Genomic DNA, 23660 nt, shown 5'->3' on the forward strand with positions numbered 1-23660 from the left:
CCTCCAGGAGAATGCGGGCGGGCCTGTTATTGACTGCTTAGAAGAGCATGCGCTCCACTAGCCGCCCTGATTGGTCGTCAGATGCTGCACGGCAACCTGTACGGCTTCACTCCCGCTGTCGGTAGTTATAGTTGTGCTGTGCACATCCCACACGGTGCCATTGCTCGCAGTCTGCGTTGTGGTTGTCCATGAATGCGAAGCATCAAATGACACAGCGGTACTGCCGTCACTGCCAGTACTGATGGAAACCCCGGTTTTGGACGCAATTTCTGCCATATCGGTGAGGTTGTTCAAGGCATCGCCGGAAGTACTGACCATTACCTCCACGCCTGTGATGCCGTCTACGCCCTTGGCATGTTCCGCTCCTGTAAACAGGGCATCCACACTGCCGCCCTTGACCAGCAGCATGTCTGTGCCGCTGCCGCCGTCAATGGTGTCGCCCTGATGGAACACCAGCACATCGTTGCCTGCGCCGCCATACAAATGGTTGCCGCCGCCATCGGTGGCGAAGGTATTGGCTCCGCCGTCAAGGAAGTCGTTGCCTGTCCCGCCGTAGAGATGGTCATTGCCAGCGTCGCCATAGAGGTGGTCGCCTGCATTGCCGGCATAGAGGGTATCGTTGCCTTCTCCACCATACAATTCATTGTGCCCTGCACCACCGTAGAGGATGTCGTCCCCAGCGCCGCCGTAAAGGATATCGTCATGGCTGCCGCCAATCAGGATGTCGCTGCCAGCTCCGCCTGCGGCCTCATAGACATGCGTCGAGGAGTTCTCCTGGGCGAAGAGCAAATGGCCGCCTTGGCCATCCCAGTTGTCAGTATTGATATCCACAGAGATAGTGCCGCTTGCCTGCCCGTTGGTGGCATGACCGTCAGACACTGTATAGCCAAAAGTGTCCTTCAGGTCCGAGCCTGCCTCGTGCAGGGCAGCCAGCTTGCTTATGGAATCGTAGCTGGAATCAAGCTTGTAATCGCCATAGGAGAACATATCCTTATGCGTTTCATCAGCGGTAAAGGTCAGCGTACCGAACGCGCCATGCACCTCTGTGGTGCCCTGCGGAACAGCATTCAGCTCGTGCCCGTTCACGGAAAACGCCAGGTGATCCCCCAGATCAACGTCTGTGGCTGAAAGCGCATGACTTGAGGCATCAAGGTGCGCCACCGGAGCATCATTGGTGCCGGTGATGTTGACAACAACGTCATGGCTTACCGTGCCGCCTTGCCCGTCATTCACTGTAACGGTAAAGGTTTCCGTGGCTTTCGCCCCCTGGGCCAGTTCGTGGTTGGTCAGGGTGTATTTGTAGTTGCCGGAGGCGTCCAGAGTCAGCTGCCCGTAATGCCCATCAACAACTGCATTTGTTCCACCAGAAGCCGTGGCGCTGTTAGAGCCGTAGGCAAGGCTGTATGTCAGGGCATCAGTGGTGTCCACGTCCGTAGCCCCCAGATTGCCGGTGAGTGGGCTTGCCCCCTCCACAATGGAAAGGCTGGGCGCGGTGAAGGTGGGGTCGTTGTTCACGCCCTTGAGGGTGATTGCCAGGGTCTGGCTGGTTTCCACGCCGTATTTGTCCACGGTCACAACGGTAAATGAGCCACCAGCGGTTGCAACATCCTTGCCCTGGGCCTCGAGGCTCTTGGCGTAAGCAGCATCAAGCGTATAGGTGTAATTCTTGCCATCAAGCTTGAGTGTACCGTGCCCGTCATGCAGCTCCGTCACATACTTGCCGCCAGACATGATGTAGTAGGTCAGCGTGTCGCCATCCACATCGGTGGCGGCAATGGTGCCCGAAAGCGTCTGAACGCTAGCGCCATTATCTGTAAGCGTTGTTGCGTCAGCATTAAAGGCTTCCATTTTGGGGGCGTCATTGGTGCCTGTGATAGTGACGGCAACCTTTGCTGTATCTGTTGCTCCGGCTGCATCGCTCACGCCGATTCTGGCGTCGATGGTCAGGGTTTCACCCTGGGCCAGATGCGCAATACCGCCCTTGTCGCCCTGGAAGTTGTAGGTGCCGTCCTTGTTCAGTTCCAGCAGGCCCATGAGCACAGCACCAGATGAAGCGCTGGTGCCCACATGCCAGCCAGAGGCGTCCTTGTAAGCGTAAACATCCTCTGTGACGGAAGTGCTGCCCGATGCGATGGCCTGCCCGTTGAGCTTGAGCGTGAGGCTGTCGCCTGCATCAACATCGTACGTCACGGCCGTTCCGCCGACTGTCAGGTTTGCCTGCCCGTCAGCCACAAAGAGGGCCGCGCCCGAGCCAGCCACGCTGGAACCATCGGCATGGAGGGTAATGACAGGGGCATCGTTGACACCATTCACTGTGATTGTGAGGGGCGCATCGGTGTAGCCGCCATGTCCATCGCTCGCGCGGACAGTGAAGGTCACTTCATGCGATTTTCCGTCGCCAAGCTGCTGCACAGCCTCGCTACTGGTATTGAGATGGAATTCGTACTTGCCATCCTTGCCCATGATCAGGGTGCCATAATCCTTGTCCGTGACCATGCCCGTGGATTTGCCGTCGCTGCCGACAATGGCGAAGCTAAGCGCATCCTTGGGCGCGCCAGCCGCGGTTACGTCCGGATCTGTAGCGGTAATGGAGCCCTTGGCCACCATGTCCGCCGGGGAATCTTCCGTTACCGCGACATCAGAACCAGCCACCAGCACAGGGGCGCTGGGCTTGTCGTTGGCGTAATTAAGATCGGCGGACAGTTTGACTTCCACCTTGTCGCCAGCAGTGTTGCCATTGGAAAGAGTCAGCATTGCGCTGTCTTCCATATGCCCGCTGTAGTTCGTGCCGCCAGCGGGAGCCGCATAGGTGTACGAGAAATTACCGTTGCTGCCCTTGGTGACAGTAAATATGCCGCCGAGCTTGCCTGCAACCGTGTACGAGGTCGGTTCGAGCTTGTCTGTTTCCCCCCTGTCAACATCGGCCAGGGTGAAGGACCCAGAGGGGTCTGTTTGCGCCCATGTGCCGTCCGCGTGCTGTTCCAGGGCCACGGTGTCGCTTTGCGAAACCACGTATGGCTTGTCGTTGCTGCCATTGATGGTGATGGTAATAGTTCTGTAATCGCTGCCGTTGGTGACCGTAAACTTTTGAATGATCGTATCCGTTTTTGTCAGCGCCTGCACGTCCGGATGGTCATTGTTCAGCGTGTAGCTGTATCTGCCATTGGGCAACAAGGTAATCGTTCCGTATTTATCTGAAATAACGGATGTCTCATGCCCAGCCCCGTCAATCAGGAACATATCGGCATCATACTTGCCATTGTTGCTCGGCGTTACGCTGCCCGCGGTAACAGTTTTGCCAGTATGTTGTTCACCAATCAGGCCGTCTTCCTGTACGGAATCAGCCACATCCTTGATCGGGAGATTGCCGAACTTGGTGCCGTCTCCGCCAACACCATCGCCCATCTTGCCCACATTGATGATCAGCTCAATGGGCTTTTCGGCCACGGCGTTATGGTCGTCACGCGCATAGATGGTGAACGTTTCCGTGGTGGTGTCACCACTGGCATGATTTTTCACATAATTCTGGTAGTTGCTGCCCGCCCGATCCAGCACGTATTGGTACGTGCCATTGGGGCTGATGATCAGCGTACCGTATTCACCCTTTATTTCCTGAACAAGATTGCCCGAACCGCCTTTTTCAACAGCAAAGAACGTAAGGCTGGAGCCATGATCCTTGTCAGTCACGAGGTCCGCAGTATTGAGCGTACCGCGCACCACAGGGTCGCCAGAAGGGGAAGAAAACAATGAGCCATTGGACCAGCCCGCAATTTCATCAGAATCCACCACAATGACACGTTCAGCACCAACCACGGTGGAGAGAAAAGAACTCACGTCCTTTCCGAGATTCAGACTGGTGAGCAGGTTATCGAGCCTGCCAAAATCATCAAGAGTTTTGGCCGCGCCGTTGGCAACCTTGGTCAGCCAATTTTGCACATCGTCCCATCCGTGGAAGAAGTCGATGATCTTACCGAATGGGCCAGAATGGCTCTTCACCTCGTCCATGATGTTATCTATGCCCTGAGTGACATATGCCCTGATGAGATCTGGGTGGTCAGTCAGATAGGTAATGGCAGTGGCGGGGTTCGCCAGAGTGGTAAAGCTGGCGTCCTCATTCCCCCCGGTAAAGGCATCCGTGTAGTCCTGCACCGTAAACGATGGGGCCGCGGCCTTCACCACCGGCACATCGTTGGTGCCGTTGATGGTAATGCTGAGAGAGCCGTCAATGGACTGACCATGCGAAGCACTGTCGCTGTGGGCGGTTATGCCGAGGTTCACACTGACATTTTCACCCTGGGCCAGACCGTTGAATGCCGTGCTGCTGGTATTGGGCGTGAAGGTATAGGAACCATCTTCATTCACATGCAATGTGCCGTAGTCGCCAACCTTGTAGTCATACCCGGCAGTGGCATTGCCGCTGCCGCCAACATCATGCGTCCCCGTGCCGTCAGTATAGGACAGGGTCTTGTATGTGTAGGTGCTGTAGCTGTCTTTCTCCGCGCCTGCGGTGAGGTTCTTGAGGGCATGTCCATCGGCATCCAGATTGGTATCCGGATCATTCACTCCAAGATGCCCGCGAATAACCCCGGCAGCGAGTGTTCCACCGCTGGCATCAACAGGTTGTGCCTTGTTGGCGCCCAGCTTGTCAGCTTCGGTATAGTGCAGAACGCCCTGGATTGAACCTGTGACGCCGTCTTCCTTGACGGTCAGGGCGTTGCCTGCCAGCTTGCCTGCGGCATCCTCACCTGTGATGGTAATGACAATGGGCTTGATTTCAGAATACGCGCCGTCGGCATCCTTGACGCGCACATAGAAGGTATCGGTAACAGAACTGCCCTTGGCAAGGGACGTCAGATCTTCTGTCCGCTCATAACGGTATTCGCCAGTGGCCTGATCAATAATCAGGCGACCGTACGTGCCTTGCTGAACTGGTGTGTCGCCAGAGTAGTCAGTGGTGGACTTTACCAGCGAGAAGGTGAAACCCGAAGATACCGTCTGGGCTGTGCCCCCGGTCTGTTCATAATCCAGCAGTTCTACCTGTCCGGTCGTGGAATGCGCATCACTTTCAGTAAGGGTGACGGCAGGGGCCTGCGTAATGATGGGCCTGTCGTTGGCGCCCTCAATGCGTATGGAAACTGGGGCCTTGGCCACATCCGTATTGGTTGCAGTGTCATGAACGACTACCGAGAAATTGTCCTCTGTGTGTTCATGAAAGTTCTTTTCCTGCACATCCGCATCGGTATTGTCCACAGTGTAGACGTATTTGAACACGGACGTGCCGTTGGCGTCAGTATGCGAGGTATCCTTGGAGATTGTCAGCGAACCGTTTTCCAGCTTGATGACAATGTTGCCGCTGGCATCTTTGGCGGCCTGCCCCACGTCAAGAGTGCTGGCAGAACCACCCGTAAGGGTCAGCTTGCCATCGGCATCTATGCTGGCTGTGCCCGTTTGCAGACCTGTGCCAGCCATGAGGGCATTCAGATCGCAGTTCTTGCCGTCCACCTGAATAACATAGTGCAGCTTGGCACTTTCAGCAGCGGAGGCGAGAGCGTTGTTGTCCGTGGTGTCAGCATCATGCGCGCCAATGTAGCCAGTGGCAGTGCGTACGCCAGCGCTACCGTCCTGCATTTTGGCGGCATTGGCAGCAGCAGCGGCACTGGTGACCGGGTTTACCCCAGACTCCACAACGGCATTGCTGGGCGTGACCCAGCCAGTATTGATAATGGTGGGATCGTCCTTGCCGTTAATTGTAACCGTGATGGTTTGCAGGCTGTACGCGCCGTATTTGTCCACCACGGCAATCTGGAAGGTTTCGGGAAGCGTTTCACCCTTGTCCAGGCTGATGACGGCGGCGTTATTCTTGGCGAGGGTGTAAGTGTATTCACCCGTCTGCTGGTTGATGCTCAGCGTACCGTAGTTGCCTGCCACAGACGAAGTCATTGCAGGGGTATTGCCAGTTTCGGTAACGCTGTAGTCCACGATGCCGAAGGTATGCGAATCGTTAACATCCGCATCCGTCACCTTGACGCTGCCTGCCAGGGCGGTGTCAGAAACAGGGCCGCCATCGGTCACTTCAAGGGAACTGTCGGTCAGGGTCAGCACGGGCTTGTCGTTGGTGCCGTAAATGACAATGGGAATGGTAATCGCTGTGGAAGATGCGCTGTGTTCGTCCACAGCCACAGCCTTGAAGTTCAGCGTGAGCTTCTCTCCAGAGCCAAGGGCGTTAACGGCATTGCTGCCCGTCGCCAGGGTAAAGGTATATTTGCCGGTGGCTTCGTTGAGATACAGCGTGCCGTAGAGAGACTCCGCAGAATGCGGCTGCCCGGCGGCGTAGACGTTGATAACCGTGGCGTTGCCGCCACCAGTACCGGGATATGCGCCAGTGCTCGCAACCATGTCTGCGCCGATGGCAGTGGTCTGGGTCACGCCATCCTTGACAAAGGTGCCAGCCACGGAACCCGTCGAAAGCTCGCCGGAATCTGTGCCCAAATGCTTGTAGGCATTTGCGCCGGAAGTAGCGGTGATGAGACCATACGTCAACGTGGCGCCGGTATCGGAATCCTTGCCTGTCAACGCGCCCTCAACCGAATCTTTATAGCTGTTGCCGTGGGCCGCAGGATCCCCTGTGCCGGAAGGCATCTGGGCGTTGCCGCCGTCCAGCCGTCCGTCGTCCTTCAGCGTAAGGGTCTTGCCCGTCACTGTGGGCGCATCGTTGGTGCCCTGCACGTTGATGGCGATATTGTGCGCCACAGGATTGCCATGACCGTCCGTAACGGAAATGGTGTAATTCAGGGTTTTAGTTTCGCCTTCGGCCAGACTTGCGGTTTTGGTTTGATTAACGGCGTAGCTGTATGAATAGGTGATAGATTCCGAACCATCGCTGTTGACACTACGCAATTCTTCGACCGTCAGCTTGCCGTAATCATCATTGACGCTCCATTTGTTGTCACCCATCATGATGACAGGCGTGGCAATTTTGCCGCCGCTCAAAGTAGCCTTGAGAACATCATTGGTGTCCATGTCCGTCACGGTAAACGAACCGCCGCTCACTGCCTTGGAACCATCGTTCAGCTTGCTGCCGTTGGCTGCCACATTGTTGTAGCCCGGGATGGACGAACCAGAACCGGTGTGCGCCGGGTCCGCCAGAGAAACCACGCCCGCTTCCTTGACCGTCAGGGTGCCGCTGGTCTTGTCAATCAGGGTCTGATCATTGGCGCCCGTGATCGTGAAGGAAACGGTTTCCGTGTCTGTGGAGCCGTGCAGATCCGTTACCTTGACCTGGAAGGTTTCGGTATGTGTTTGCCCCTCGCCCAGATTCTGCACCGCATTGGAGCCATTGTTCAGATCATACTTGTAGGTGCCGTCCGGATTGACGGTAAGAACGCCGAACTTGGTCGTATAGGTAACCACGCCAGTGCCTGGATCCACACTGCCCGTACCGGTAGTGGTTTCACCGCCGGAGGTGCCGCCAGCTATGGCATAGCTATGGTTGGCCGCACCGTTGGTGCTGCCCTTGAACGCGCCGTCAGCATCGGCATCAGCCACAGTAAAGGTGCCGCTGGCCTGATAGCTGCCGCTGTCTTCCTTAAAGGAACTGGCGCTCGGTGCTGCCAGGGAAAGGTCGGGCCTGTCGTTTGTGCCTGTGATGGTCACGGTAATGGGCTGGGTTACTGACCCGCCATGCCCGTCCGCCACTTTGACTACAAAGGTTTCCGTGACTTTCTGGTTTTCGTTGAGCGCATCGGCCTTGGTGTTGTCGAGCGTGTAGGTATAAGCGCCAGTCTTGGGGTCAATAACAAGTGTGCCGTAGCTGGTGGTTACGGTTGTGGCGCTGTTGGCCCCGTGGGTGTCCACCGTGGTGCCGGTTCCGGCGGCCACGCTGAAGGTCAGCGCGGGTTTGCCGCCAGAATTGTCGTTATCGTCCACATCCGTGGCGGTAACGTAGCCTTGAGCCGCAACCGTGCCGTTGAAAAGATCATTGGAGTGGGCGGGGTCATGGCTGCCCTGCACGCCCTTTTCAATCACGTCAACAGCGATAACGGAGCTGCCAATGACGGGATTGTCATTGGTGCCGTTAATAACCACTGTTATTGCCTGGGAGTGGTTGGCTCCATGGATATCTGTGGTGGTAACGGTGAAGCTTTCCGTGTGCGACTGCCCCTCGCCAAGTTTCTGCACGGCGGGCTTACTGTTATCCAGCTCGTAGGTATAGGTGCCGTCAGACTTCAGGGTCAAAGTTCCGTAGTCCGTTGCGACGGAAACGGGGTTGCCCGTATGGCTGCTTACATTCATTGCGCCGCTGGCAGTCTGCCCCATGCCTGCAATGGAGAGAGTCTGGCTGCTGCCATCGTTATCAGGATCGACCACGGCCCAGGTGCCTGCGGATGTGGTTGTGGCAGCGTCTTCCTTTAACGTGCCGGTGTCGCCGGGGGTTATGGTCAACTGGGGCTGGTCGTTGGTGCCCGTGATGGTCAGGCTGACGGCCTGATCAACATGCGCGCCCTTGCTGTCCGTGACAGTAACCGTAAAGGTATAATTGCGCGTTTCGCCCTCATGGAGGGCCTGCGTTTCGCTGGCGCTGTTATTCAGCTCGTAGGAATACGTGTAGGTTTTGCTGCTGCCGGAATCATTGGCAACGGCAGCGCCAGCCGTGAGCGTAAACGTGCCTTCAGGAGTGGTGACGGTATAGGTGCCGTCATGGTTGTCCTTAAAAGCCGCGCCCGGCAATTCCTTCACCGCAATACTGACGGCCTGGGTGTCGTTATTGTCCACATCGGCCACAGTAAAGCTGTGTCCAGAATCCGCATCCTTGGGTGTGCCTGCAAAAGCCTCGTTGGGATCGCCGTGCACATTCTTGACGCCGAGTTCCACCACCGACAATGCGGCGAGAGTCGGTGCGGTAGTGATAACAGGCGTGTCATTGGCACCCTTGACGGTAACGCTGACGCTTTCCTGCACATAGGCGCCAAAGCTGTCGCGCGCCACCAGACCTATGGAAACATCCTGCGAATCGCCATCTTGCATGCCTTGCACGGCGGGCGAATCATTGTACAGAGTGAACTTGTAGGATGCGCCCTTGGTGGGGTCTGCATCTTCTGTCAGAGTGAATTCGCCCACATAGTTTTTGGCCGTAGCGGCGGTGGATGCATCCGTGGTGGTCGTTAAGGTGTGCCCGTCACTGGCAAGCAGCACATACACCTTGCCGTGCATGGTGTCGCTGCCGGGCTGGATCAGACCGTAGTGCAGCGAGTCGCCATTATCCACATCATGCCCAATGATCGTGCCGGTCACAGAACTTTGGGCGGTGCTGTCGCTGGCTTCAGTCAGGGTGGCGCTCAGGGCGGTGCTGCCGCTTTGGCCGTTCCAGGCGTTTTGCGTAATGGTGGGCGCATCGTTGGTGCCCAGAATGTTGATAACAATGGCGTTGCCCGCCGCGGTGCCGTCACGCAGGGTTGAGCTGTTGCCGTCTTCAGCGCCGTGCTCGTCACGCACATAGGGCTCAAACTTCAGGCTGACCTGCTGGCCCTCGGCCAGTTTGTTGGTGGCCCCCTCGCCATCGGCGTTTTTCAGCGTAAACGTATACGTGGCCGTGGTGTCGCTGGTTTTTCCCAGCACCAGATCGCCATAATTGGTGCTGATGACAATCTGCCCGCCCTGCTCGGCTATGCCCGTCACCACCACATCGGAAGCAGTATGGTCGGGATTGTTAACAGAACCGATCACAAACGTGCCCTTGAGGGTGCCGTCAGCGTTGACGCTGGTCATGTCCAGCAGATTGCCGTTCACGTCCTTGAGGCCAAAATACAACTGCGCGCCGTGGTCGGGATCATGAGCCGTAATGGTGCCGCTCAGGGTAGCCTGCACACCGGGTGCGCCGTTCAGCTCATCCGCATGCAGTTTGTCCCCCACAGGCTGGTCGGCGTAGACGCCGCCTTCCTTGAGCGTCAGCGTAGAGCCAACCCCCGTAATATCCGGCGCGTCGTTGCTGCCAGTGATGACAACATTGATGGGCTGGGTCACGGTATGGCCCTGCCCGTCATTGATGGAGAAAACAATGTTGTCGGCCTGCTTCTCGCCTTGGGCAAGGCTGTCCGTGGGGCTGTCGGGATCCTGCTTGAGGGTGTAGGTGTACGTAAAGGTAATGTTGCTGCCGCCGCCTGAGGGCGTGATAACAAGCGTACCATAGTCGCTCTCAACAGTCGTGGGGCCAGCGGTGCTGACCGCTACAACCTTGCCGCCCATGCTCACGGTGGTGGTCAGACTGTCGCCATCCGGGTCGGCCACAGAAAATGAACCGCTCTGGCTGACCACAGGCGCGGCGCTGGCGGTTTTGCCGTCCCATGCAGATTCCGTAAGGCCAATGGCAATGGCTGCGCCGCCAGTGGACAACGTGGGTGCGGCATTGGTGAGAAAGGGCGAAGCGTAGGGATTGATGTTCGGCTGGGTGTCGCCGCCAAAACCAAGACGGTAATCAAGCCCGTCAAGGTGGTTTACGCCGTCTTCAAGCCCCGCGTTGGCAAAATCGCTGTATCTGCCGCTGCGGGTGGGCGAAGCCGAAGGGCCGGCGGCAGGGGCAAGGTCTGGCCCGAAGGCGTTGAAAAAATCCGCACCCGCAATGAGCTGACCGTCAACCTCAAATGAGGGAATGTCGTCCTTGTTGTACTGGGTGTAAAAATTCTGCAATTCAATGGCTGCGCCATCGTCGAAACGGAAAAAGAGGCTGTCGGAACCTTGCGGGCGTTCAATGCTGACCTGGTCAGCAGAAAAATCAAGAACCATGCGGGCATCGGGCGCGCTGGGAATAACGGCAGTCTGACCGGCGGAGGGGCGAACAAGCTTGATGTCTGCCATGGAAATACCTTCTTTTTACTGGGCATTACAACAATACCCGGTTTAACGCGCAAAACGGCATAAGCCGCAAAAACGGCACTCACGCGTTTGCGGAAAAAAGGCGCCAATGCGCCGCAATGACGGGGAATAAAGAAGGGGAAACCTTCGCGAATAAAAAGGAAAAGCGTCCAGCAGCCAATGCTGCCGACAGCCCTTTTTATCGACACACCGGAACCTGAAGCAGGCTCGGCGTAGTAGTCATGTCTATGAGAGGCCCAGGGTCGGCCTCCGCCAACTGGCCCGCGCAAATACGGCTGCTGCCGCCACGCGTGATACCCAGCTCTGGCAAAACCAACTTGCCGTGGTTTGCAGGGATATGTCAAGCCGCCCGAGCATTTTTCCCCCGTCGGGCAAAAGTTTCTCTATTCTCTGACGAACGCCTCAATTCCAGATTTTTTCAACGATATCCGCATACTCACGGATCAGCCGTCTGCACTGTTTAAACAACTCATCTTACGCAACCACTCTATGATATTGATTACTATCATATATAAAATATTTACATACAATATATAATATCATTTACAAATGGAATTTTTTTTGTATTATACCCTATGATAAACCAGAAAGATGCCGAATGAGATTGCATTAACAAGCGTTCCCCCAGACGCTTTTGCACCATTAACTGGCAACATCCATCGTGCGGAGGGGAAAATGATTAAGCTTTCTACAATGCAAAAATTGTTTGGACTTTCATTGCTCCTTTCACTCTTACAGTTGCCATCGGTACATATTCAGTTGGCAGCCTCAGCAATCTTTCTGATGGCATAGATAATCTTTATAATATCCATGTTAAAGGGCTTAATACCGCTCGGGATATTAATGTAACCGTGCTAAGGTTAATCAGAGAAGAAAAGAATCTCATTCTTACCAATGAAGCTGGTGAAATACAGCGCTGCCTTCAGCTGCTCGCCGAGGAAAGGAAAAAGCTGGAGGCCCTGATGCAAACTTTGCCCAAGTATTTTACATCGGGTGAAGGCAAGACGCTCTGCGACAAAATGATCCAGCCTATTAAAGCATGGCTTGTCCTGCATGAAAAAGTTATTGAACTCGGCAGAACAAGCGATGCCGCCATGAACGAGCAGGCGCAACAGCTCTCCAACACCCAGGCGCGGCAAGCCATGAGAGACGTTGCACAAGCCATTCAGGCGGTCGTTGATCTTAAACTTCGACGAGCAGATGAACTGAACCACGAAAGCACGCGTATGTATGAAACCTCACGCCTCATCACCATTATTGGCATTATTGCCTCCGTGCTGGTGGGCCTTGGGCTGGGCTTTTTCATGGCCCGCAACATGCTGCGCCAGTTGGGAGATGAACCCGCCTCACTTTCAAAGCTGGCTCTGGCAATCGCTGGCGGTGATCTGGACGCGCGCTTTGACCCGGCCCGCACAGAACAGGGCGTGTTTGGCGCCATGAAGAACATGGTAGCTACGCTGAAGACCAAGATCGCCGAAGCCGAACAAAAAGGCCTGGAGGCAGCGGAAGAGTCGAAAAAAGCCCAGCAGGCGACCCTTGAGGCGGAAGCTGCCCGCAAGCAGGCAGAACGGGCCAAGGCCGAGGGCATGTTGCAGGCCGCCCGCCAGCTTGAAAGCGTTGTGGGTATTGTCAACACAGCTTCCGAGCAGCTTTCCGCCCAGATCGAACAGTCCAGCCGGGGTGCGGACGAGCAGTCCAGCCGCGTGCGTGAAACCGCCACAGCCATGGAAGAAATGAACGCCACCGTGCTTGAAGTGGCCCGCAACGCACAGCAGGCGGCGGACGCCTCCACCCAGACCAAGCAAAAGGCCCTTGAAGGTTCCAACATAGTCAGCGATGCGGTCAAGGGCATTGAAACTGTCCGGAATCAGTCGCTGGCCATCAAGGAAGACATGAATGCACTTGGCAAGCAAGCTGAAGGCATTGGCCAGGTCATGAACGTGATCGCCGACATTGCAGACCAGACCAACCTGCTGGCCCTAAATGCGGCCATTGAGGCGGCACGTGCGGGCGATGCCGGGCGCGGGTTTGCCGTGGTTGCTGACGAAGTGCGCAAACTGGCGGAAAAAACCATGTCCGCCACGCAGGAGGTCGGGCAGGCTATCCGCGATATTCAGGAAGGCACCCGCAAGAATATTGAAAACGTGGACAAGTCGGCGATGTCTATTGAAAGCGCCACCACTCTTTCTGTAAAATCAGGCGACTCCCTGCAACAGATTCTCACCCTTGTGGAACACGTGAACGATCAGGTGCAGTCCATTGCCACTGCCAGCGAAGAGCAGTCCGCCGCCAGTGAGGAAATCAACCAGTCTGTGGAGCAGGTGGCTACCATTTCTGCGGAAACCGCCCAGGCCATGGAACAGGCCTCGCACGCTGTTTCCGAATTGCTGGAGCAATCACAGGTACTGCAAGGCCTTATCGCTGAAATGAAGGCTCAGGGTGAAGCCGCTTAGGCAGGGCTGCTTCGCCCCGTGCAGAATCCCCTGCTGCAACCACCTGCCTCCTGTTTTGCCGTCGCCTTTCGGGCAAATCCCGTTTTACGGGGTTTGCCCCCGCTGGTGACAGGGCTGCGGGTTGAGGTACAAAAAAACTTGCTCGCCATATGCCCTCGCGAGCAAGGATCTAGCCTGCTCCATCTTCTCGTTTGCGTTGACAAGATCAACACACCAAGCGCTGGCTCTGTCGGCGCTTTTTGCTATGCTGGCCCGCCTTCCTCCGATGACGCGATATCGTGTGATACAAAAATGCATCAAAGTGCCACAGCAGAATAATTCCCAAATGTTAAAACCCGCACTCTTGCCAACTATTATGTCGCTACTATACAGCTTCTACATTCACAATATTTTTTCAGGATTTTAAATCTACATTTACTACAAACAAAAATCCAATTTATTCATTTTTATTAAATAATTTAATTACAAATACGATTTCGTTAATTTTTTACACACCCTTACAACTAGCATCAGCCAAATACATTCTTTACAAGCAATATTCTTCGCCCTAATCTTATTACATAATCAGCCGATAATATAACTGGATAGCATTTAATGCTGATTGTTCACTCAATAAGATAAGGATTTTGTTCATAGTAGCAGGATTCAATCGTCGCGCTGATTTTTCGACGCCAATCTCAGGGGGGCAAGGACTTATGCGTTCTATCAAGCAAAAAATTGCGCTGGCTGCGGGTCTTGGGCTGATTGCCACGGCTGCAATACTGATGGCTTTCGGGCTGTACTCCACCAGCAACACCAAGGAGTTTGTTTCCAACCGCGTTTCGCAACTTCTGGAAAAAAGCGCCATTTCATCACTTGAATCTCTGGTTTCTGACAGGGCCTCCGTTGTGGAAACTGCCCTTCAGGACAACATTGACACCGCCCGCACAACTGGAAAGATCTTCGAGGTGTTGCGCGCCAATCTCGGCAGCGAGCACCTGCGCGATCTTTTTGTTAAAATTCTACGCGCCAACCTTGATAACAACCCCACATATCTGGGTTCATATTCCGCATGGGAGCCAAACGCCCTTGACGGCATGGATGCCCTGTACGCCAACACAGAAGCCCACGATGCTTCGGGCCGATTTATTACGTACTGGAACCGCGATGAAACAGGCAAGATCAGCCGACAGGCCCTGGTGGAGTACGAAAGCGATGCCAAGCACGCCAACGGCGTACGCAAGGGCGGCTGGTACCTTGGCCCAGGGAAACCGGCAAGGAAAGCGTGCTTGACCCCTTCCCCTACATTGTGCAGGGCAAAACAGAGTGGCTGACCACAATCTCCGTGCCCGTCAAGGAAAACAACAAGTTCCTTGGCGTTTCCGGCACAGACCTGCGCCTCACCTTCTTGCAGAAGATGGCAGAAGATGTTGATGCCAAAATCTACGGCGGCAAGGGCGATGTATTCATTATCAGCTATGACGGACTGGTAGTTGCCAACAGCGGCGACGCCTCAATGGTCGGCAAAGCATTGAGCAACGGCTTGCCCAATGCGGACAAGGTCATGCCCAACGTGCGTGAAGGCAAGGCCTATGCCGGGTTAAGCGTGGACGGCAAATCCATTATGGCATACGCCCCGGTGAAACTTGGCCGCTCTGGCAAATTCTGGTCCGTACTTGTCAGGTTGCCCAGAGATGTTGTGCTGGCTGATGCCGATGCCCTTGAGGCGCAACTCAACGAGCGCGCCAAGAACGATGCCTTGAATCAGATCATGGTGGGCGCAGGCGTGGCCCTGCTGGGCATAATCTGTCTGTGGTTCTTTGCGGGCTCGCTTACGCGGCCGCTCATCAGGGCCAAGGACTACGCCGAAGGCGTGGCCGCAGGTGATTTCAGCCGAGAACTGGTGGTGAACCAGCAGGATGAAATCGGCGTACTGGCCAGCTCTCTGCGCACAATGGTCGCCAATCTGCAAGCAATGATCGCGGAGGCGCACGCCAAGGGCGAGGAAGCTCAAAAAGCAATGAAAGAAGCGCAGGCCGCCATGGAGGAGGCCCACGCCGCCAAGGCCCAGGCCGAACGTGCCAAGGCCGAGGGCATGCTGCACGCTGCCGGGCAGCTTGAAGGCGTGGTGGAAATCGTCACTGCGGCCTCGCAGCAGCTTTCATCCCAGATTGAGCAATCGAGCCGCGGCGCGGACGAGCAGTCTGGACGGGTGCGCGAAACCGCCACAGCTATGGAAGAAATGAACGCCACCGTGCTTGAAGTGGCCCGCAACGCGCAGCAGGCAGCGGATGCCTCCACCCAGACCAAGCAAAAGGCCCTTGAGGGCTCCAATATTGTCAGCGATGCGGTCAAGGGCATTGAAACTGTCCGGGATCAGTCGCTGGCCATCAAGGAAGACATGAACGCCCTTGGCAAGCAGGCCGAAGGCATTGGGCAGATCATGAACGTGATCGCCGACATTGCCGACCAGACCAACCTGCTGGCCCTTAACGCCGCCATCGAGGCCGCCCGCGCTGGCGATGCCGGACGCGGATTTGCGGTTGTGGCCGATGAAGTGCGCAAACTGGCGGAAAAGACCATGGCCGCCACGCAGGAAGTGGGACAGGCCATCCGCGACATTCAGGAAGGCACCCGCAAAAACATTGCCAACGTGGACAAGGCTGCCGTAACCATCGAAAGCGCTACAGACCTTTCCGTACGTTCCGGCGAAGCCTTGAGCCAGATATTCAACCTCGTTGAACAGGTTAACGACCAGGTGCAGTCAATTGCTACTGCAAGCGAGCAGCAATCTGCAGCAAGTGAAGAAATCAACAAGTCTGTTGAACAGGTTTCTGCAATTTCTGCTGAAACAGCGCAGGCGATGGAACAGGCATCAAGCGCTGTGTCTGAACTTGCGCAACAGTCAAAAGTACTGCAAAACCTCATTCACGAAATGAAAACACAGAAATAATCAATGTAATACATAATGGCTTGCCCGGCCCTTCCTCTCGCTGAGGCTGGGCAAGCCATTGACACACCTTCACTTTCACTGCATTAAACTAGGAGAGAATTTTCCAATCAGCGATGCTGCATTTTTTGAAATAATATTTTGAAACTGCTGGCAAGCCTGACAGACATGCAACTCCAACGGCCCAGGAATTCTATGCGCGGCTTTATTGCTGGAATTTTGCTTTTTATGGCGATCGCATCCATTACGACCGCCGCAGTTCCTTCCCGCGCTCTGGCAGCCGACAGCCAAAACCCGATCATTGTTTCCCTTCCCCGTGAAAACGAGCCTTATTCCTTTGTATCCATGTTTGGTGAGCCATCTGGCCTGCTTGTGGATATCTGGCGACTGTGGGGCGAGAAGGTCGGGCGAGATATTAAATTTCGCATGGGGGAATGGCCTGACTTGCTGACCGATGTCCGCTCCGGTCAATCGCAAATCCATGGCGGACTTTTTCGCTCCGCCACCCGCTCCCTGCTGCTGGATTTCGGCCCAGCGCTCTTTCCCTCGCGCGGCGTGATCATTATGGCTTCGGGCGCCAACGCTGATATGGACAGCACTCCGGCGCCGGTTATCGCCACCCTCAAGGGCACCATCCTTGAAACGCATCTGCGCACCCGCTACCCCACACTGCGTCTTTTGTCGCTGGCATCCTTCAAGGACATGATCATGGCTGTGGGCGGCGGCCTGGCTCAAGGCGTTGCCGGGCCACTCTTGCCGCTTATCAGTGCCATCGACCGCCTGGGACTCAACGAAAAATTTTCCACCGAGCCTTTCCCCCTGCTGGAAGACACACTCCGGCCCGGCGTGCGCAAAGGCGATATGGACACTCTGGAACTTGTGGAACAGGGCATGGCCCAGATTCCCCGAGCGGAACTCATCGCCCTTGAGGAATACTGGGTGCGCGTACCCGCCATGCGCGAAACAAACAGGGTGCGCCGCCCCCTGAACCTCAGCACGCATGAACGCCAGTGGCTTGAAACGCACTCCCGCTGGCGCGTTGGTTTTCTTAAAGACGGGGCACCCCTCGCCTTTACCAATAAACAGGGGCAGTTTGACGGCATCAGCGCTGATATTTTGCGGGCTGTCGCAGGGATTCTGGGCGTGGAAATTGTCCCCCATCCCGAAGCTTCTACCCGAAACCTGAGCACAGATCTGGCAACCCAGCAGATAGACGTGGTGCCTTTCAGCGAAAAACTCCCGCCAGTGCACGAAAATACGCACCAGCACAGCCTGTTGTTCTATCTGCCGCTGGATGTGGTTACCAGGGCCAATGCGGGTTTTTCCGTTACCAGCCCCCGTGACCTGGCAAAAAAGACCGTAGCCGTGCTGGCATACCCCGGCGTTGCAATCCAGTTGGAAAAACTCGTGCCCAACGCCATTGTGGTTCCCTTGCAGGTCATGGACGACGCCCTTAATGGGCTGCGATCAGGGCGCTACGATGCTGTGGTGGGCCTTTCTGTATCCGTCAGTTTTTTTCTGACCAATGGCGAGCGTAACGATCTCAGGCATACCCGGCTGCCCGATCTGCGCTATGCTGCGCAAATTGCCTTTCGCTCTGACTGGCCAGAACTCCCCAGAATTTTTGAAAAAGCCTACGAGAGCATCCCCTACACCAACCTGCTGGAAATGGCCCAACGCTGGGGCAGCCTGCGGCTTGAAAAGGACATAGACTGGGAACGCATCAAACAGGTGGGCGGCGTGGTTGCCCTGCTTGTTGGCAGTTTTTTGTGCGTAATACTGATTGCCAACCACAGACTTGCGCGCGAAAGCCAGGCCACCCAGATTGCCTTAAGCACTCTGCGCCAACGGGAGAGGCAGCTTAAAACGGTTATGGACAACCAGCCAAGCATGGTCATGCTGATTGACACGGCTGGCAGATATATACTGGTCAACCGCCAGTTTGAGCGCTTTATAGGCCGCCCGGCAGAGGACATGATCGGCAAACAGAACGAAGACAACCTGCCCCCGGAAATTGCCGCTACCGCAACACTTGCTGATGCAGAAGTTCTGAAAACCGGGGAGCCGCTTACCAGTGAAGAATCCTACCGCAATGCCAGCGGCGACCTGCGGGATCTTGACACCTGCAAAGTTCCGCTCAAGGACGACAACGGCAACATCTTTGGCATTGTCATTACAGCCACAGACATTACTGAGCGACGCAAGGCCGAGCGGCAGGCCCTGCGCACGCAGACAGAGATGGCCCAGATATTCAACGCTGCGGGCAGCGCCATGCGCGTGCTGGACACCAATCACATTGTCTTGCAGGCCAATGACGCTTTTCTGAAGCTGCACGGATTCTGCCGTGAGGAAGTGATCGGCGTCCGCTGTTCCGACTACACGCAAAATTCCGAAAAATGCGCCACCTGCGCGGTTACACGAGTGCTGAACGGCGCTCCCAAAGCTGCGGAAACCACTATGCGCCGCCGCAAGAACGGCGATGAGATTTACTGCGATGTTGTGGCTACGCCCTTTCTTTCGCCCGAAGGAGAACTGCTGGGGGCCATTGAAGACTGCCGCGACGTTACAGAGCTTGTAAAAAGCCAGCGAGCCATGCAACAGGCTGCCCTGGCTGCGGAAGAAGCCAACCGCGCCAAGAGCGAATTTCTGGCGAACATGAGCCACGAAATCCGCACCCCCATGAACGCCGTTATCGGCATGGCCTATCTCGCCCTGCAAACCAAGCTCACGGGCAAGCAGCACAGCTACCTCTCCAGCATCAAGGATTCCGCCAAATCACTGCTGCGCATCATCAATGATATTCTGGATTTTTCAAAGATTGAAGCGGGCCGCATGGATATTGAGAATGTGGACTTTGAGCTGGACGAAGTGCTGCAAGGGCTGGCAAGCCTCGATATTGTCAAACTGGCTGAAAGCAAGGTCGAACTGCTGATTGACGTGGAGCCGGACGTTCCCTTCACCCTCATGGGCGATCCTCTGCGGCTGGGGCAGGTGCTTATCAACCTTGTGGGCAACGCCATCAAGTTTACTGATCAGGGCGAGGTTTGCGTGCGGGTGCAGCGGTGTGGTGCCGTGGGCAACAAAATAACCCTGCTTTTCAGCATCCGCGACACTGGCGTCGGCATGTCGGAAGAGCAGAAACAAAAGCTGTTCCACGCATTCTCGCAGGCCGATATGTCCACAACACGGAGGTTCGGCGGCACAGGTCTGGGGCTTTCCATTTCCAAAAGGCTTGTGGAAATGATGGGTGGCACTATCACGGTCGAAAGCACGCCCGATCAGGGCAGCACATTTCTATTTACCGCATCCTTTGACCTGCCCCCGGCTGGGCATGCCACACTGCCGGAGGTGCAGGAACTCTCTGGCCTGCGCGCCCTTGTGGTCAACAGCGACAGCGCCCGGAGGGAGAAACTGGGGCAAACCCTCGCAGGCCTTGGGCTGCAATACGGCGAGGCAGCAGACTGCACACAGGGTGCGCGCGTTGCCGCAAAAGCCGCCAAGGCAGGCATGGCCTACGAGGTAGCGCTGATCGATTGCAACCAGTCTGAAAAAATCAATCTGAAAGCCGCAGCGCGGATTAAAAAATTGCAGAACATGCCCGTCATTATCCTGACCGGGATTCACAATCTGGGCAAACTCAATACGCAGGCAACCGCCCTGGGCATCAATCATGTTCTCTGCAAACCTGTTTGCAGAACAACGCTGCTGCGCGCCATTCAGGAGGCCACGCGCCGCAACCAGCCGGCAGAAGACAACCTGCTGACCGGCAACGAGCTGCCGAGGTTTATAGAGGGGCTGGAAGGCCAGCGTGTGCTTTTGGCTGAAGATAATGAAATCAACCAGATTGTCGCCAAGGAGCTGCTGGAAGGCATGGGCCTTGTGGTGGATATCGCCGATAATGGACGCATTGCCGTGGATATGATTTGCAAAGGCGCATACGCAGCCGTATTCATGGACATACAGATGCCCGAAATGGACGGCTTTGAGGCAACACGCATGATACGCGCCACACCAGGGTTCCGCCATTTGCCCATCATTGCCCTCACAGCTCACGGCATGGTGGGCGACAGGGAAAAATGCCTCAAGGCGGGCATGAACGACCACATTTCCAAGCCCATCGACCCCACGGCGCTGGCAGAAGTTGCCATGCGCTGGTGCCGCAAATCCGGTGGAGACAGCCTACAGCAAACAATCGATTTGTAGGAACCGCCTCCTCGCCCTTCGCACTGTTCCCTCTGTACTGTTTCCCATGCATTGCATCAAACAAGCTGCCTCAGATGCGCTACGTTTGCCGCGCTACCCCGATGCCTCAGGCCCCGGCGCTGGCGCTGTTTGCGTGCCCGGGCCGTATGAGCAGCCATGTGCCTGTGAGCGCGGTAAAGGGCGCAACCGTCACAAGCCCGATGCTGCCCACCAATGTGTTCATTATTTCAGCGGAAACAAAGGGCAGGTTGAGGGCGTTTTCCAGCGGGATGCCCTGCGCCATGAACAGCATCAAGGTGGCTATGTAGCCGCCGGAATAGGCCAGCAGCAGGGTTGTGGTCATGGTGCCCACAACGGCGCGGCCCACACGCAGGCCCGAGGCCAGCGCCGCTCGGCGGGAAATGCCGGGATTCTGCGCCGCCAGCTCGGCCATGCTGGCAGCCACATCCATGGCGAGATCCATCAGCGCGCCGGAAGAAGCCATGAATATGCTGGCAAGAAAGATGCGCGTCATGTTCAGATGCGGATAGCCGGAATAGAGCACGGTTTCCGCATAGGGGCGCACGGCCCCGTGCAACTGGAACGGCCCTGCAAAAGCCAGCGCAAGCGCACAGGTGGCGCCAATGCCCAGCAGGGAGCCGAGCCATGCAGCCAGCCCGCGCCGGTTCATGCCGCCCACAAGCAGGATGGTTGCGGCTGTTATGGCCGTGGTGACACCCAGCCCCAGCAGTATGGGATCTACATCGCGCAGCAGGGCCGGAACCAGCGCCTTCCAGATCGTCAGGGCAGAAAACACAAAGGAGAGCAAAGCCTTGAGGCCTGTGGCCCCGGCAAAGGCCAGCAGCAACAGGGCAAATATGCCAAAGGCCACGGCTTGCGTATGCAGCCGGTAGTGATCCTGCGCCACGGCATCGGCCACCTTGCCATCACGCAGGGTAAGCACCATCAGGGCTGTGTCGCCGGGGGCGAATACTTTATCCAGCTCCATCTTGCCCACCAGATCGTTGCCCGCCTGCCATGTCTGCCCTGCATAGGGGCCATCGATGGCGCGCATGGTCACATATTGCGTACCCATGCGCACAATGCCGTACTGGTGCACCCGCTCATTATCCACGCTCAGCACCGTTGCACGACAGCGCACCGCATTATCCGGCAGGCGGTTTTCAAAACCCGTGGGCATCAGGTACAGCGCAAGGCAGGCCAGCCCCAGCACCACGCACAGCAGGGCATCGCGCCGGGTGGAGCGCAAGGGCATATGCCCTGCGGCGGCCCCAATCGGCATCGGGGCCAACGATTGAGCCTGTATTTGCGGATGCGCCTGATCTGCCCCGGTTACATCCGCCGTGTTGCCCGAAAATTCGTTTTCTTCACTCTGCTGCGCCATGATGACTCCTGTGCTGCACTCGCGCCTTTGCCCTTTTAACGCCATGACAAACAGGCCGGACAGCAGGCATATAGCCCCGCCGCCCGGCCTGCAACACTACGCCAGTCTTGTGCCAAGGCTTCGTTAGTTAGCGGCTGTCGCCAGGCTGACTGCCGGGCTTACAACGGTATTTACGGCAGGGCTGACTGCGGCGGAGGATTTTTTCATCCCCATGATTTCGGCCATGCGGGCAAAGATGTCTGTATTGTCGTAAAACCCGCCAAAGCGCTCAGCGCCAACGCCTCCGGCAGAGGTCAGCACCGGAACGCCCGTGTGGGAATACGTTGTCCACGCAATGCCCGACTTCTGGTTGAGCAGATGGGTAAGGGTAACAGTGAACGGCTCATACTCGCCGTAGAGCAGGTAATCCTGATCCGAAAGATTCTTGCGGTCGCCGCCCTTCATGCTGCGCTCAAAGGCCGCGCGCAGTTCGTCCACCTCATAGGGTTTCAGCACCATGCCTGCGGCGTCGCCATCCTTGGGCAGGGCGGCGGCTTCCGCATCAGAAAGCACCACAAGGCCAAAGTTTTCCTTCACCAGCGGCAGCACGTCTTCCAGCTTTGCCTGCGGATTGGCCTTGCGGAAGGCGTTGAATTTTTCGTCAAAGGCCACGTAGGATATCTTCTGGTTTTTCAGGCGGGTGTGGTACGAATCGTACTTGGTGCCCGCAAAACCGATGGACATGCCGCCGGTTTCGTGGTCGCCCGTAACAATGACCAGGGTGTCATCCGGGTGGTTGCGCATGAACTGCATGGCCTCGGCCACGGCGGCGTCAAAGGCCAGCACATCGGTAATGGAGCTTACGGCATCGTTGGCATGGCAGGCCCAGTCAACCTTGCCGCCTTCGATCATCATGAAAAAGCCTTTGGGATTATCCAGCAGTTCAAAGCCCTTGCGCGACATCTCGGCCAGCGAAACATCGTCCTTGGCGGCATCCATGGCGTAGGTCATGGCTGATTCGTCCTGGAGGCGCGGATTGACGAACACCACGCGCTCCTTGCCGGGCTTGAGCGAGCGAAAATCCTGCGCGCTGTTCACATAGTGGAACCCATTGGCGCGGATGGCGTCCAGCACGTTGCGCTTGTCGCCTTCCATCTTGGATTTTTTGCCCGCAGGATCAAGAAAGCCGCCGCCAGCAAAATAATCCATGCGGCTCGCGGCCAGTTCAAGGCCAATTTCGTAATAATTTTTACGGCTGGGCTGATGCGCGTAAAAAGAACCGGGCGTGGCGTGGTCGAGCGACACGGTGGACACGATGCCCACCTTCATGCCCTTGTCGCGCGCCATTTCGGCAATGGAAACCACGGGCACGTTCTTGCCGTCCACGCCAAGGCCGCGATTGGTGGTCTTGACGCCACAGGCCATGGCGGTTCCGGCGGCAGCGGAATCCGTAATGAGCGAATCAATGGAATACGTGGTGGTTGCGCCCTGCACGGGCAACTGGCTCATGTTGAGCTTGACGATGCCGGGGGTGGTGTCGCCCTTCTGCGCAGCCAGATACAGCTCCGCCGCGTTGCGCTGGGCCATGCCCATGCCGTCGCCTATGAGCAGAATGACGTACTTGGCCTGCCCTGCGTGGGCAACCCCCATAAAGCCGAACAGCATGACGCAAAGAACAAAAGCCGCGCGAGCAGCATTGTGCCAACGAAACTGGGCCATGACCCGAACCTCCTGCATGAATGCGATGGTGGAAAGCCCCCGAAAATCGGCCAGCCTTCCCCAAAACCATACAAGGCTGCCTGCGGGCTCTACAATGGGCTAACGCTCGCCCATGCGGGTGACG

7 protein-coding genes are annotated in these 23660 nt (G+C 56.5%); 4 read left to right on the top strand and 3 right to left on the bottom strand.

Annotation, left to right across the window (positions count from 1 at the left end; genetic code table 11):
* Positions 1 to 57: 57 nt before the first annotated feature.
* Positions 58 to 10851: a VCBS domain-containing protein gene (locus NE637_RS05030; protein ID WP_227118039.1), complete on the bottom strand. Its 10794-nt coding sequence runs from the start codon at positions 10849 to 10851 to the stop codon at positions 58 to 60.
* A 719-nt stretch (positions 10852 to 11570) separates the two neighbouring features.
* Here NE637_RS05030 and NE637_RS15865 point away from each other — a divergent pair.
* The 4 genes from NE637_RS15865 to NE637_RS05045 all read left to right on the top strand — a co-directional run bounded on the left by NE637_RS15865 (position 11571) and on the right by NE637_RS05045 (position 20454).
* Positions 11571 to 13322 carry a methyl-accepting chemotaxis protein gene (locus tag NE637_RS15865; protein ID WP_227118092.1) on the top strand — a complete coding sequence of 584 codons (1752 nt, stop codon included), beginning with the start codon at positions 11571 to 11573 and terminating at the stop codon, positions 13320 to 13322.
* 695 nt (positions 13323 to 14017) lie between these two features.
* The gene (locus NE637_RS15795; protein WP_306804687.1) at positions 14018 to 14635 is read left to right on the top strand and encodes a cache domain-containing protein; all 618 of its coding nucleotides are present in this window, start codon (positions 14018 to 14020) and stop codon (positions 14633 to 14635) included.
* On the top strand, positions 14587 to 16254 hold the full coding sequence (locus NE637_RS15800) for a methyl-accepting chemotaxis protein (protein ID WP_371740812.1): 1668 nt from the start codon (positions 14587 to 14589) through the stop codon (positions 16252 to 16254). The genes NE637_RS15795 and NE637_RS15800 overlap by 49 nt, the downstream gene beginning before the upstream one ends.
* Positions 16255 to 16479: 225 nt before the next feature.
* Positions 16480 to 20454, top strand: coding sequence for a response regulator (locus NE637_RS05045; protein ID WP_256267592.1), 3975 nt, complete (start codon positions 16480 to 16482; stop codon positions 20452 to 20454).
* A 106-nt stretch (positions 20455 to 20560) separates the two neighbouring features.
* Here NE637_RS05045 and NE637_RS05050 read toward each other — a convergent pair whose 3' ends face one another.
* Together NE637_RS05050 and NE637_RS05055 are read right to left on the bottom strand one after the other, a co-directional pair.
* Positions 20561 to 21736, bottom strand: coding sequence for a YibE/F family protein (locus NE637_RS05050; RefSeq protein ID WP_371740825.1), 1176 nt, complete (start codon positions 21734 to 21736; stop codon positions 20561 to 20563).
* Between the two features lie 225 nt (positions 21737 to 21961).
* Positions 21962 to 23536, bottom strand: coding sequence for an alkaline phosphatase (locus tag NE637_RS05055; RefSeq protein ID WP_215648280.1), 1575 nt, complete (start codon positions 23534 to 23536; stop codon positions 21962 to 21964).
* Positions 23537 to 23660 lie beyond the last annotated feature (124 nt).

The organism is Desulfovibrio desulfuricans (assembly GCF_024460775.1).
GTDB classification, from domain to species: domain Bacteria; phylum Desulfobacterota; class Desulfovibrionia; order Desulfovibrionales; family Desulfovibrionaceae; genus Desulfovibrio; species Desulfovibrio desulfuricans_E.